The 14,134-nt window shown below is 39.8% G+C and carries 12 protein-coding genes; 5 read left to right on the forward strand and 7 right to left on the reverse strand.

Translation table 11 applies throughout. The features are described from left to right. Positions 1-129 precede the first annotated feature (129 nt). Entirely contained in the window at positions 130-888 is a 759-nt protein-coding gene (locus H6G08_RS16675; protein ID WP_190544871.1) for an MBL fold metallo-hydrolase, read from the forward strand. A gap of 99 nt (positions 889-987) precedes the next feature. Here H6G08_RS16675 and H6G08_RS16680 read toward each other — a convergent pair whose 3' ends face one another. Together H6G08_RS16680 and H6G08_RS16685 are read right to left on the reverse strand one after the other, a co-directional pair. Next, a complete protein-coding gene (locus H6G08_RS16680; protein ID WP_190544829.1) occupies positions 988-2,193 on the reverse strand; it encodes a glycosyltransferase family 4 protein in 1,206 nt (401 codons plus the stop codon). A 117-nt stretch (positions 2,194-2,310) separates the two neighbouring features. Then, a complete protein-coding gene (locus H6G08_RS16685; RefSeq protein ID WP_190544832.1) occupies positions 2,311-3,171 on the reverse strand; it encodes a phosphate/phosphite/phosphonate ABC transporter substrate-binding protein in 861 nt (286 codons plus the stop codon). 181 nt (positions 3,172-3,352) lie between these two features. Between H6G08_RS16685 and H6G08_RS16690 the strand changes: the two genes are divergently transcribed. Then, positions 3,353-4,264: a c-type heme family protein gene (locus H6G08_RS16690; RefSeq protein WP_190544835.1), complete on the forward strand. Its 912-nt coding sequence runs from the start codon at positions 3,353-3,355 to the stop codon at positions 4,262-4,264. Between the two features lie 237 nt (positions 4,265-4,501). Here H6G08_RS16690 and H6G08_RS16695 read toward each other — a convergent pair whose 3' ends face one another. Then, a complete protein-coding gene (locus H6G08_RS16695) occupies positions 4,502-5,872 on the reverse strand; it encodes a serine/threonine-protein kinase (RefSeq protein WP_190544838.1) in 1,371 nt (456 codons plus the stop codon). A 1,381-nt stretch (positions 5,873-7,253) separates the two neighbouring features. Here H6G08_RS16695 and H6G08_RS16700 point away from each other — a divergent pair. Both H6G08_RS16700 and H6G08_RS16705 read left to right on the forward strand, forming a co-directional pair. Further along, positions 7,254-7,973: a hypothetical protein gene (locus H6G08_RS16700; RefSeq protein WP_313941878.1), complete on the forward strand. Its 720-nt coding sequence runs from the start codon at positions 7,254-7,256 to the stop codon at positions 7,971-7,973. A gap of 668 nt (positions 7,974-8,641) precedes the next feature. After that, positions 8,642-9,844: an FtsW/RodA/SpoVE family cell cycle protein gene (locus H6G08_RS16705; protein ID WP_190544842.1), complete on the forward strand. Its 1,203-nt coding sequence runs from the start codon at positions 8,642-8,644 to the stop codon at positions 9,842-9,844. A gap of 453 nt (positions 9,845-10,297) precedes the next feature. Here the strand turns inward: H6G08_RS16705 and H6G08_RS16710 are convergent, their stop codons facing one another. Together H6G08_RS16710 and aroB are read right to left on the reverse strand one after the other, a co-directional pair. After that, positions 10,298-10,873: a Uma2 family endonuclease gene (locus tag H6G08_RS16710; protein WP_190544845.1), complete on the reverse strand. Its 576-nt coding sequence runs from the start codon at positions 10,871-10,873 to the stop codon at positions 10,298-10,300. 24 nt (positions 10,874-10,897) lie between these two features. Then, complete coding sequence (gene aroB, locus H6G08_RS16715) at positions 10,898-11,989, reverse strand: 3-dehydroquinate synthase (protein ID WP_190544848.1); 1,092 nt, start codon at positions 11,987-11,989, stop codon at positions 10,898-10,900. 188 nt (positions 11,990-12,177) lie between these two features. On the opposite strand from aroB, the gene petL reads away from it, so the two are divergent. Beyond that, entirely contained in the window at positions 12,178-12,273 is a 96-nt protein-coding gene (petL, locus tag H6G08_RS16720; RefSeq protein ID WP_096603832.1) for a cytochrome b6-f complex subunit PetL, read from the forward strand. 394 nt (positions 12,274-12,667) lie between these two features. Here the strand turns inward: petL and bioB are convergent, their stop codons facing one another. Together bioB and H6G08_RS16730 are read right to left on the reverse strand one after the other, a co-directional pair. Next, positions 12,668-13,681 carry a biotin synthase BioB gene (bioB, locus tag H6G08_RS16725; protein ID WP_190544851.1) on the reverse strand — a complete coding sequence of 338 codons (1,014 nt, stop codon included), beginning with the start codon at positions 13,679-13,681 and terminating at the stop codon, positions 12,668-12,670. Positions 13,682-13,768: 87 nt separating this feature from the next. Beyond that, a partial coding sequence (locus H6G08_RS16730; protein WP_190544855.1) for an RNA-guided endonuclease InsQ/TnpB family protein occupies positions 13,769-14,134 on the reverse strand: 366 nt, incomplete at its 5' end.

Here is a 14,134-nt window from a genome sequence, read left to right on the forward strand (position 1 = left end):
ATAAATCAGGTGTTATCTCCACCAAAGATAAAAAAATACAATTCTCATACCTAAGTTAAGAGGATTGTAATTTTGAATTTTGAATTTTGAATTTTGAATTTTGAATTCCCCGAAGGGGTTGATTGTGCTATGCATTTAACTTGGTTAGACAGCAATAGTTGGCTGATTGAAATCGCAGGTAAACGAATCTTACTAGACCCTTGGCTAGTGGATACGTTAACCTTCATTAATTTGGATTGGCTATTTAAAGGTACTAAACTCAAAGAACGCCCCATACCAGAAAACATTGACTTGATTCTGCTGTCTCAGGGTTTAGAAGATCATGCGCACCCACCAACACTCAAACAACTTAATCGCCAAATTCCGGTGGTAGCCTCTTTAAGTGCCGCAAAAGTAGTGCAGAATTTAGGTTATACCTCTGTGACAGCCTTAAATCCTGGTGAAACTTTCACATTTCAAGATAATTTAGAAATTAAAGCCACTAATGGTTTGTTTGCAGGCCCTAACGCCAGAGAAAATGGTTATCTCCTCAAAGATTTGCAGAGTGGTTTAAGCTTATACTACGATCCTCATGGCACCCATGACCCGCAAATTCAGCAAGCTGCACCTGTAGATGTGGTAATTACACCCCTGATTGACTTGAACCTACCCTTAGTAGGTTCGATTATTAAGGGAACAAATAAAGCCTTAGAAGTCGCCAAGTGGTTAAAACCGCAAGTTATGCTACCCACAGCCGCAGGTGGCGATGTTACCTTTGAAGGATTGATCGACAAATTTCTGACAACTGTAGGTACTGTTGAGGAATTTCGGGCATCATTAGCGCAAAATAATCTCAGCACCAAAGTAATTGAACCAGTACCAGGCGATCGCATTCAATTAAAATTGTAAATAGGTCGGCGCAATTAAAGATAACTGGTGAAGTTTGTCATTTGTCATTTGTCATTTGTCATTGATCAATTAATTACGTAGTGAGGATTTTAATCCTCGCTACGTAACCACATCTTTAATTAATTGAATATGTTGCGGGAGTAAACTAGCTAAATCGTAACGCTCTAGGGCTGTTTTCCTCGCATTAGCACGCAATTCCGCCATTTTAGTGGGATGATCTAAGACTTCATCAATGCGATCGGCTATTTTCTGCGGTGAAAAGAAATCTACCAATAAACCATTTTCACCATCGCGGATAATCTCAGTGACAGGCGCAGTATCAGAACCTAAAACTAAGCATCCTGTAGACATAGCTTCAATCATCGACCAGGAAAGTACAAAAGGTCTAGTTAAATAAACATGTACAGAAGATGCTTGAATAACTTTAAGATATTGTACATAAGGTAAACTGCCAGTAAAGTGAACCCGTGATAAATCTAAGGGAACTTTGTTGAGCATCAACTCTTTAAAAGTCTTACCATCTGGTAAAGATTTACCATAGCAAACTCGATCTGACCCAACAATCACAGCATGACAATTAGGTCTGCGTTCTTGAACATAAGCTAGAGACTCGATAAACTGAGGAAATCCGCGATAGGGTTCCATTCCCCGCGCCACATAAGTGACAATTTCATCCACACCAGAAAGGTCTAGATTTGGTAATACCAGTTTAGCTCCGGGATTCGGTTTAAAGAATTCCGTATCAACTCCATCGTGGAGGACAGAAATTTTATCATGAAATTCTTTCGGGAACTGAGATTTTTGCCAATTGGTTGGTGACAAACCGCGATCGCAAGTATATAAATCAATTAATATCGGTGCATTTTTTACCCGGATACGGGCAACATCATCAACAGTTAATGGTTCTGCTGGGTCGAAATCTGCATCTGTACCCACCGCATGATAAAACCATTCAAAATAACAAATTAGCGGTGTATTAGGAAATGCATCCTTAACAAACAAAGTCGGGCCCCAGCCAGAATGACCGCAGATTACATCCGGTACAAAGCCTTGTGCTTTCATTTGTTCCGCCATTTTATATACAGCTTGACCGTGTAATACTGCACCTTCTAATGGGCGAACATAATGATGAGTGGAAGGATGAGGATCGCGATTTGGTGCAAAAAGCACCTTATTAATCCCAGCTAAATTAACTTCGCGATTTTTTGTGCCAAATACCACCACATTCTTGGGATCTTGCGCCAAAGTTAAAGCTACATGACGATATTGAGCCGGAAAGTTGTTATGAAGAAATAAAATTCGCATAGAGGATTTAGGGGTTAGGGACTAGGGACTAGGGGCTAGAAGGAAGACAAGGAGAAAGATTGACCAATGACTATTGTACAGACGCGATTAATCGCGTCTCTAACAAATGACCAATGACTAACCCACAAACAATCGCACGGGTTTATTTTGCAGTTGCGGTGTAATTAATTTGACTCGCTCAACTACAGAAATCATGTATTGGTAATCGGGTATTGTTCCGTTGGGTACATACCCAACTTCTTGCGCTAAAGACGAAGGAAACTCATTCATAACTTTGCGGATGTACTCTTGACGATTTCGTTCCACATTAGGGCCGATCAACACTACGCCTGATGGGACATAATGTACATCGGTATGCAAAATGCGAAACTGAGTTTTTTGTAACTGAGAGCTGTAAAGATTATACTCAGCAATAGAAACAGCACCAGCTGCGGCTTTACCTACAGCTACCCATTCCATTACTGTTTGCGGTGTGGGTGCAAAAATTATTTCACTGAGTGTCATCCCATACAAGTTGAACAGGGGAAAATAATATCCGGTTGCTGACCCAACTTGACCTAAGGCTACTATTTGATTTTGTAGCTGTTTTAATTCCGCGATGGGGCTATCTTTACGCACGACAAACACCGATCGCAAATTACTTACACCGACTAAAGGAAAAATGGGTACGTATTGATAACGCGCGATCGCAATTGCAGCTAAACCCGGTGGTGCAAATACCAAATCCCACGCCCGTGCTTCTAAGCGTTCAGCTGCTTTATTTTCGTTAAAAGCAGGCTCTAACTTAATATGTGATTTCGTTTTTTCTGCTAAGTGGCGATTGAATTTCGCGTACTGGGTAATTATTTCTTCTCCACCACCATAGCTGATGCTCCCAATGGTTAATGCACCTTCAAACGGCGATTTTGATTTACACCCATGCATCGCCAAAAACAGCATTTGGAAAAGAAAAACACGACGAGATAATTTCCAAGACATGAGTAATTTATGCGAGCAAAAACTATAATAGCTTTGAGATTAAGAAGTTATGCAGCCTAATAATCAACAATAATTTAATTAATATTTGTTTACTTTTGTAGTATCTGTTATAAACTAGCTATAAGTAATATAAGATTATATTTCTGCAATATATGTAAAGTTTTGTATAGAGATAATAATTATGTTTATAAAATTCAAAAATTTTAATATTGGTACTAAATTTAACTTACTGTTAATCGTAGTTTTTATCATTAGCATTGTCATCAGTGGTACAGCCTTATCAAGTTTACTCCAACGCAGAGCGCAAAATGAAGTTGCTACCAAAGCTCTGATTTTGAGTAAAACCATGAACTCAGTCAGACAATATACACAAGACCGCATAAATCCCTTACTTGCACCCAGGCTAGAAACCGAGCCAGTATTTATTCCCGAAACAGTCCCAGCTTTTTCAGCTACAGAAGTATTTGAAAATTTACGGAAAAATGAAGAATATAAAAACTTTCTGTATAAAGAAGCAACACTGAATCCGACTAATTTAAGGGATAAAGCTGATAGTTTTGAAGCGCAAGTTGTCGAGCGATTCCGCAAAAACCCCAATCTCAAAGAAATTGCAGATTTTCGTAACTTTCCAGAAGGCACAGTCTTTTATATTGCCCGTCCCTTAGCTATCACCCAACAAAGTTGTCTGCGTTGTCATTCTACCCCAGATCAGGCTCCTAAAAGTCAGTTAACCACCTATGGTTCCAATAATGGTTTCGGTTGGAAACTCAATGAAATTGTAGCGGCTCAAATCATCTCAGTACCTTCAGAGCAGGTTTTTAATAGCGCCCAACAAACTTGGCTGTGGATCATGGGGCTGTTGATTGTGATTTTTGCGATCGTCGTGATTTTAATTAACTTCTTAATCAAGAAAACAGTAATTGAGCGGATTAGAAAAATTGAAAAAACCGCTCAAAAAGTAAGTACCGGAGACATGACTGCTAACTTTGATGAAGATTCTGATGATGAAATTGGTGGTTTATCTTCTGCGTTTAATCGGATGAAATATAGTTTACAAATAGCTATAGATATGCTAAATCAGCAAAGTCAATAACAATTCAAAATTCAAAATTCAAAATTCAAAAATAATGTTACAGCATCTTCCTGTAAATAGACCACGCTGTAGGGGCACGGCACCGACAATCTTTTGGTACATACAATAATTTTACTGTTGCCGTGCCCCTACGACAGATGTGGTTCAAATAGGTGAAAACTGCTGTAAGTAAATAGACTTGAAACCCTTACCAATGACAAATGACAAATGACTAATGACAAATGACTAATAAGATTTTTAAGGAAGTAGGCGTTGCTGAAATTCTGCTGCCTTTTTGGGGTCAGGAATTTGTGATTTCAAAGTATTCACCAGTTCCTCTTCTGTAATTTGAGGCGCAGATTTAATTACTTTTTGAACTAAGAAAGTAGCGATGGGGCCAATTAAGCGAACTAACTCCTGTTCGCATTGTCGCACAAAGCGATCGCTAATTGCGGGAACCGCCTGACTGGGTACAGTATTAGACTTAGGTTGAGAATTTGTCGTCGATTCCCGCAGAAACATCATTGACTTCTGCTTAAACTCATTTTTTTGTTTTTCTCCCAGATGTACTGACAAAGTGTCTACAACTTCTTGATAACTCGATGCTGATGCCGCAATCTGCCTAATTAACGTCGGTGCTAAAGGGCCAACATACTGCAAAAGTATACTTTCCAGATACTTCTGCTGCTCCGGATTTAAAATCGAAGTTACTTCCTGTCTGACTGTATTCTGTTGGGAATTTCCAGACTGGGGAATCTGCATCAAAGATAACGGCGGTTGCGTCAGTTGATAATCAACCTCAGTATCGCTAATCACCTGCTGTAATACTTGTAAAACCTCGGTTGCAGTCTGGTAGCGCTCCTTAAAATGGTACAGCACCATTTTTGAGATGATAGGGGCTAACCAAGGACTAACTTGAGCGTGGTGCTGCCAAAGAATTTCGCCTGTATTCGGATCTTCTTGCAGTTGCTTAGGATGTAAGCCTGTTAAAGCCTGAATCGCAATAATACCCAAAGAATAAATATCACTATTAGGGCGAGGTTTCCCTTGTCCCTGTTCTGTAGCCATATACCCAGGGGTACCTATGGCAATAGTAGTATCTCCATGCCCAGCAACTGTGAGTAATTGGGTTTGGATTTGTTTAACTGCGCCAAAGTCAATTAGCACTAATTTGCAATCTTGAGGTCGCCTAATTATATTATCCGGCTTAACATCTCGATGAATAACTTTGTGACTGTGGACAAACTCCAAAATTCCCAAAATTTGTTGTAGCAACTGCACAACTTGTTCTTCAGTCCAGCGTTGACCTGGAAAAAATTCTGTTTTCAGAGAATGTCCTTGAATAAACTCTTGCACCAAAAAAAATTCCTGGTCTTGTTCAAAATAAGCTAACAGCCGAGGAATCTGATCGTGGTGACCTAACTTTTCTAGTGTTTCTGCTTCACTATTAAATAAACGTCTTGCTGTTGTCAGGAATTCTGGATTGTGAGTACAAGGCTTTAAATGCTTAACAACACACCTGGGCGCACCTGGCCGGTGTGTGTCTTGTGCAATGTAAGTTTGCCCAAATCCCCCTCCTCCCAGGACTTGGAGGACTTGATAACGCCCGTCGAGTAAAGTTCCTAACATATGATGACTCGTCTAAGTCCTCATCTTAATCTTGACATATATACCCCTGTGGGTAACTGATCTTGACAAAGAATCATTCAATCAATTGCACTTGCCAAATCGTACAGCACAGCAGAAATAAAAATACCATTTTCCATGAAGGAAAAGCCAAGAATATCAGGCTTTTGACTTACTCGGTAGCAGTACTAGCCTATTTTTAATTTTATTCATGATGAGTATCCATGTTATAAAAACAGTGTGCAATAAGCGCTTACATACTACATCGATTATCTTCATCTCAATAATTGTAAGTTTATTCCTACCTCTATATTTGTAAATATATAGCTAATTTCATGAGTCTTATTCTATAAGTAAATTTTGGTAATTAAACTAAATATAGTAATCTTTATTAATTTTACACAATACTCATAGCATAAGGAAACTCTTCAGAGAAACAGTAGACAAGGTAGCAAAATATCTACTGAACATTTTTCCTGTGGGATGGGAAGCATATAGTCAGTATGCAAGTTTACAGAATATCAAAAATAAATCGAACATTTTGCCCTCAATTTTATTTTGCTCAAAAATTATTCTTGGCTAGTTTGAGGGCGAATTGACTTGTTAAATTGTCAGTTAATTTAATCAGTCTGATGCACTCCTACTATATATACAGCAGTTATCCAGAATTTATGCAATTCTTTTATGCTGATATGGGAAAAAGCTTTTTCCGGAAAGCGGGAACTTGTGATGACAGTTACTACTCTTGGGAAATACCACCCAAGAGCATCTACAGATTTAATGACTGAACTGGCCGAATCAGCTTCATAGCCAGGAATTGTCAACAAATAAAAACATTCACTAGCAGTTCTTTGTCGTTGGAAGTAAGCATTGCTCCTAGACAGTCTGCTAGATACAATAGTAAAGCATAACCATTTCTCTGTCGATAAGGAGCTAATTGTTCAGCTAAACTTTGTCCTAGAAGAACATCCTAGTAGAACAAGTAAAAAGTAAAAGGTAAAAAGTAAAAAGAAATAATACTTATAACTCAAGCTTTTTATCCATGTTACATAGTAGGTTAATTGCCGCCGTAACGTACTAGATATTTTCGCTAGCGTCAAGTGTAAGCCAAGAAAAAACAAATTAATCTGATTAAATGTAACTTGAACAACTCATATATTTATTACCTAGCTACTAATGATATGTACAAGAGGTTTGTATGTAAGTTGCTAACCTAGAGTCAGTTGTCTGTTTAAAAGAGTATCTGATTGTACAAAAACTATTATTTGCTAAATGTAAATATTTATTTTACCGATTATTTATCAATAAAACTTCTGACTTAACATTATAAAAATTAGCTTGCTATATTGTACTAAATAACTATTCTGGCAAGGTGGATAAAACTGTGCGAGATGATTTACAAGGATTGGAGATTACTGCCAAAGAACTACAAAATTTGACTAATCTGCCTGTTAAGGATGAACTCATAAATATTATTGTTCCGGTAGGGCAATTTGTAAAGCAAGTTCTAGAAAAGATTAAAGGAACTGAAGGCGCTACAGTAGTTTTTATCAGCTTTTCTATATTAGTTGGCTGTTATATAGCTTTTGATTTCATCGTCAAATTATTCGATTTGTGGCTGACAGTTCCATCTTGGTTAGTATTGATGGTTTTGGGCTTATGGCTGGGGGGAGTTACCCAAATAGGTTTATACGTAATGTGGAGAAAACGTAGTAAACAGCTAAAAGCAAACATGACACATTCTTTGCAAATTTTATTAAACGATGTCGATAGATATAATGCAATTATTAAAGCTATCGATATTAACGATCAAATAGAAGATGCTGGTAATTCAGATGTCAGCATTCGCGAACGAGAGAGAGTGTTAGCAGCACTGCGACTGACGCGAAATGATTTAGTCAGGGCGCTCAAAACTGAGAAAATTTTGCGAGAAAATAAAAACTTTATTATTAATCATAGTGATTTCTTTGCTGATAATTTGGCAACTTTAACAGCAATGCAGGTTACCGAACAGGCTACTGAACATGGCCGTATACTCAATGAAGCATTGCAGATTGCCTTAGATGTGCAGCATGAAATGAAAAAGTTGCAGAGTCAGCCTTAAAACCAATAACTAAATCCTTCAATCAGGTTTCAGGTTAAGCCTGAATTCATACGAACTCAATACAATAGGGTTTCAACTAGTCCGCAGAAGCGGACTTTTTTTTGTAAAGTCCCATCCTTCCCAGATGTCAAGTTAGCGTTAGGGACTTCCAAATAAAGAATATTCCAATCATTAACTTACCAAACCTGCAACTTGTAGGGGCGGGGTAATCCATTGGTGTCAACTTAAGCTAAAAATAGCCTCACTGTTAGCTTTGTCACCCGCCTGAGAATGAATTCTCAGGCTAATAGCCCAAGTCTACTGAAGTAGACTCAAGATTTTGAGAATATTTAGTCATCTTGAGATGACTTTGGTTATTAGCAAGGAACTTCAGTTCCTTGCGGTAGACTGGTTTTGCGTTAAGTTGACACCAATGGGTAACCCCGCCCCTACAATTTGGCATAATTTATTTTTTGGAGTTCCCTAAAACCCTAATTTCATCTAGCTTCTATGCTTTGCTTGGGAGGGAAAATCCTCAGGCTCCCAAAAACTGTAAAATCAGAAACATCTATCTTAGGGTATTGGTAATTTATTCAGGGTATATATTATACAAGTTAATTACTGTTTTACCCTTCCCAAATCTAAAATATCAAATCTAAAATCTAAAAGTTCTTATACCTATACTGATTGTGAATCTAAGTCGCCTGATTCCGATTTTTGATAATTCCGTTTCCAGCTGGGCTTTGGAGGCGCGCCTGTTGCGCTGGTTAACATTGATTTGGCTGTTTGTCGGTTTAATTATCTTATTTTCAGCATCTTATACTGTTGCTGCTGCCCGCCAGAATGATGGGCTGTATTACTTTAAGCGTCAACTGCTTTGGGTGCTGGTTTCGCTAATTTTATTCAATATAATTGTCCATCTCCCCTTAAAAAAAATTTTAGGGGTCAGCCATTGGTTTTTAATATTGTTTCTCCTGTTAATTTTCTGTACGCTTATACCAGGATTAGGCAGAAAAGCTTTTGATGCAGCACGCTGGATTGCTATCGGCCCGATTCCTATTCAGCCTTCAGAACTGATTAAGCCGTTTTTGGTACTCCAAAGTGCGCGACTATTTGGTCAGTGGGAAAAATTAAGTTGGCGGGTTCGCTTTACTTGGTTGGGTATTTTTGGGCTGGTACTTTTAGGAATTATTGCGCAACCTAATTTGAGTACTACAGCACTGTGCGGGACAACTATTTGGTTAATTGCTTTAGCAGCCGGGTTACCTTACAAGTATTTGGGGGGAACAGCTGTAGGTGGGGTTTTGTTAGCTTTATTGAGTATTAGTATCAAGGAGTACCAGCGCAAGCGGGTGATGTCGTTTATGAATCCTTGGGCTGATGCTACAGGGGATGGCTATCAATTGGTGCAAAGTTTGCTAGCTGTTGGTTCTGGTCAAACTTGGGGTTCGGGGTTTGGACTATCTCAACAAAAGCTGTTTTATCTGCCTATTCAGGATACTGATTTTATTTTTGCGGTGTTCGCTGAAGAATTTGGCTTTGTTGGGAGTATGGTTTTGCTGTTGATGTTGGCTATATTCGCCACTTTGGGTTTAATGGTGGCGCTAAAGGCGAAAAATCCTGTGTCTCGATTGGTCGCGATTGGGGTGACGATTGTGATGGTAGGACAATCTTTGCTGCATATTGGCGTCGCGACAGGTGCTTTACCGACGACGGGCTTACCTTTACCTATGTTTAGTTATGGTGGTAATTCGATGATTGCTAGTCTTGTCGGTGCGGCGTTACTGATTCGCGTAGCTAGAGAGAGTAGCGAGGCTGATGTAGTACCTTTGCGTACAAATCAAAAGGAATTTCAGCGTCGGCGTCAAATGTTCAAGAAAACGAAAGTTTAATATAGTGCTTCTTAGTTGAGTGCAATACAGTACGCGCTTCGGGGCATGGCAGTGCCAGTGCCCCTACAATCTGTCTCATTCACGTTTTTTAAAATTGGTATGAGATGCTTTGTGAATGATGAGCGATCGCGAAAATTCTATCACCTACCCAGAGTAGAAAGTCAATTTTGGCAATTTGCTGTATTTGCTGTGAGTGCAAGTTGTAAATCAAATTTACGAATCGTAAATCAAGTTTTCTATTTCGTAAATCAAATATACGAGTTGTAAATCAAGTTTTGTAACTACAAAATCAAGTATACGAATCGTAAATCAAGTTTTGTAACTACAAAATCAAGTATACGAATTGTAAATCAAGTATACGAATCGTATATTAAGTTCACGATTGATAAATCAGCTAATTTAATCAAATTAGGCTATGTGTATATTTAATTCAGCTTTTAGCTCATCCCCACACTACTTTAAGGGAATTTTCGCTTTTTGAAACAATTGCTCAACGGTAAATTCCCACGCCTCAAATAAGGAATCGGTGAGTAATTCATCTCCCATAAATGTCTTGGGTGGCGCATCTGGGTAAAACACAGTGATACTTCTGGCTTTACTGTCTACCACCCACACCCGCAAGACTTGAGCATCTAAATAATCTTTAGCTTTAGCCGTCATTTGTCCGAAAGTTTGTCCGGGGGAAATAATCTCAATTACTAAATCGGGAGGAACAGGACAAGCTTCATCTTCGTTCCAGTCTGCGGGTAAACGTTCATTAGAGATATACAAAATATCTGGGGTTGGTAGCCAATCTTTACCTCGACGGGTTAATACTATAGCCCATTCTGGACAAACTATGCCTTTTCCCTGACAGGATTGTTCAATTAGATTCAAAAAGGCGTGGGTAAGCTTAGAGTGAAAAAACTTTGGTGACATTTTCGGAATTGCTTGGCCATCAACGAGTTCGTAGGTGATATCTCCCTCACCTGGAGGAAGATTTAAGAACTCTTGCAAGGTCAGTTTATTATTAGCTTCAAGTTTGACCATTTTGGCTGGGAAATTTGGGATTATTTACATTTTCTGCAAAACTTGACGAATAATATCTGCGGGAACTTCATCGGTAACTGTGACTACACCTATTTGTGTGGGTAGCACAAATCTGACTTTACCTGCTTTGACTTTTTTATCTAGTTGCAATGCGTCAATAATACCTTCAATATCTAGCCCAGATGGTAACTGTGTAGGTAAACCTGCTTTTTGAATTAAGGCGTTTTGACGTTCTGTCTCTGCTGTTTGCCACATTCCTAGTTCTACCGCAATTTGTCCGGCGGCTACCATGCCAATTCCCACAGCTTCGCCATGATTAACTACACGGTAACCGGTTAAGCTTTCTACAGCATGACCGATGGTATGACCGTAATTTAAAATCGCCCTTAATCCGGCTTCTTTTTCATCTTTACTGACGACATCGGCTTTGGCTTGACAAGATTTAATTAATATGCTTTCAATAAGTTCTGGTTTAATGTAGCGTAGTTGATTGAGGTGTTTGCTGGCTTCCATTTGAGCAAATAATTCTGCATCCCAGATGACGCCGTATTTAATTACTTCTGCCATACCGGCACGAAATTCGCGCACAGGTAGGGTTTTTAAGACTGTGGGATCGATTAATACTAGGCGTGGTTGATGAAATGCGCCAATTAAGTTTTTACCTTGGGGATGGTTAACGCCTGTTTTCCCACCAATTGCGGAGTCTACCATTGCTAATAATGTGGTGGGAACTTGGACGACATGAATTCCGCGCAGCCAAGTTGCGGCTGCAAAACCAGCCATATCGCCAATGACACCGCCACCCAAGGCGACAATGGTGGCGGAACGTTCCAAGCGGTTTTCTAAGGCTGCATCGTAAATTTTTTGAATTGAGTTGAGGTTTTTGTAGCGTTCTCCAGGTGGCAGAATACAAGTAGAGACTGTAAATCCGGCATTTTGTAAAGATGCGATCGCTTTTTCGCCATAATGTTTAAAAATCGTCGGGTTAGAAACCAGCAGTACCTTTTTACCTAACTTCAAACTGCTCATTTTTTCACCCAGTTGTTCTAAGCTTCCAGGTGCGATCGCTATATCATACGATTGCTGTGGTAAATTCACGCTAATTACAGAAGTCATTGCCCAGCCCTAAAAACACGCCCGTGGGCTGTATTTTACCGCAATCTGGGGAGTGTGGGGACGGTTGACGGTTGACGGTTGACTGTTGACTGTTAACTGTTTCTTCTAACGACTGACAACTGACAACTGACCATTGACCACTAACTAATGATTCAATAGATTTAGTGAAGTATTGTGGAGAAAGGTAAATGTTTGCAGTTGTAGCTTATATCGGTTTCTTAGCTTTGTTTATTGGCATTGCTAGCGGTCTATTGTTCGGTCTGCGTGCTGCTAAAATTCTGTAATCGTAATTACTAATTCGTAATTCGTAATTTATTTGCTTGGTTTTGTTAGGGACTTGCAAATAAAAAACATCCCAATCGTTAACTTACCAAGCGCACAACTCGTAGGATACATCTGGCGAATTAGGGCTAAAACCCTTCGCTTATCCCGAAATATCGCCCTCACCCTAGAAGGGTGGGGCTAATCGAACAAAGCCTGCAAAGGCAGGCTCAATTTCTTTAGCTTGCGAAAGCAGGCTTTGTAGCTTTAGCCCCAGGCTTATAGCCTGCGGGCGATATGTCGGGCAAGCGAGAAAAGTGTTTGGATCAATATTGAGGGGTCTAACCCACCATTCGCCAGTATCCTCGTAGGGCTGGAGTTATCGTAGCCCTACAATTTGGCATAATTTGTTTTCAATTATCCGACAATGGCAGGTGTTGTTACCTTGACTTCTCTTTTGGTTGGGGGACGCATTTCTAAGCCAAGCAAGTTCAACATTTCTTTGTCAGCATCGTAATCTGGACAGGGTGTTGTCACAGTTAACATTTTGTTGTCGTCGCTGGAGAAGATAGAATTTGCTCCCGCCATAAAGCATAAGGCTTGTTCAACTTGCGAAAGTCTCGCCCTACCAGCGCTGAGACGGACATCGGAAGCTGGCATAATGATTCTGGCTGTAGCAATCATCCGTACTACATCCCAAATGGGGACATCTGGCTGATTTTCTAAGGGTGTACCTGGAACTTGGGAGAGAATGTTAATCGGTACAGATTCGGGATGGGGACTGAGATTTGCGAGAGTATGTAACATGGATACTCTATCTTCAGGGGTTTCACCTAAGCCGAGAATTCCGCCAGAACATACGGTAACATTGGTTTGACGCACATTTTCGATAGTATTTAGGCGATCGCTATATGTTCTCGTGGTGATGATGGTGCTGTAATGTTCCCGCGATGTATCTAAGTTATGGTTATAGGCGTAAAGTCCCGCATCTTCTAAGCGTTTTGCTTGATCTGCGGTTAACATTCCTAAGGTACAGCAGACTTCTAAACCCATTGCTGTGACATCTTTTACCATGTCTAGCACTGTCTCAAATTGAGAATTATCCCGTACTTCCCGCCAAGCTGCACCCATGCAAATGCGGCTGACACCTGTTTGTTTGGCTTTTTCGGCTATACTAACTACTGCCTCTTTTTCTAACAGGGCTTCGGGTTTTACCTCGGTTTTGTAGCGGGAAGATTGGGCGCAATAGTTACAATCTTCTGGACAACCTCCAGTTTTAATGGAGATTAGCTTACAAACTTGAATTTGTTTTGGGTTGTGAAATTGGCGATGTACGCTAGCAGCTTGATAAATCAACTCTAGCAATGGCGTATTGTATATCGCCTGAATTTCTGCTTCTTGCCAATCGTAGCGGATTCTTCCCACCGACATCACTTATCCTTCTTATAGTCTGGATTTACCAAGAGCTGTCTTTTTGTTGAATATCTTAAGATACTGCATTTGTTGACACTCACCGCCCTATAAGTGCGGTGATTCTTGCTTCGCGGGGATTCCAATGAATTTACCCTCAGCAAGCATCTTGACCGTATGCCCTACGGCTGCAAGTCCCCGATTGAGAACTACTTGAGCGGCCGCCACATCTCTATCAGTGGTATAGCCACAATTCGAGCAAATATGAGTACGTTCTGATAATTCTTTTTTACCTGTTTCAACACCACAGTTAGGGCAAATTTGACTAGTTTTGCGACTGTCTACTTTCTGGAAGTAAACACCACGATGAAAACAAGTTTGCTCAAGGATGTGGAAAAATTGACCAAAACCAGCATCTAAACAATGCTTGCCCAACATAGAGCGAGATAACCCGACTAGGTTCAAATCCTCAAC

The organism is Calothrix anomala FACHB-343 (assembly GCF_014696435.1).
GTDB classification, from domain to species: domain Bacteria; phylum Cyanobacteriota; class Cyanobacteriia; order Cyanobacteriales; family Nostocaceae; genus Aulosira; species Aulosira anomala_A.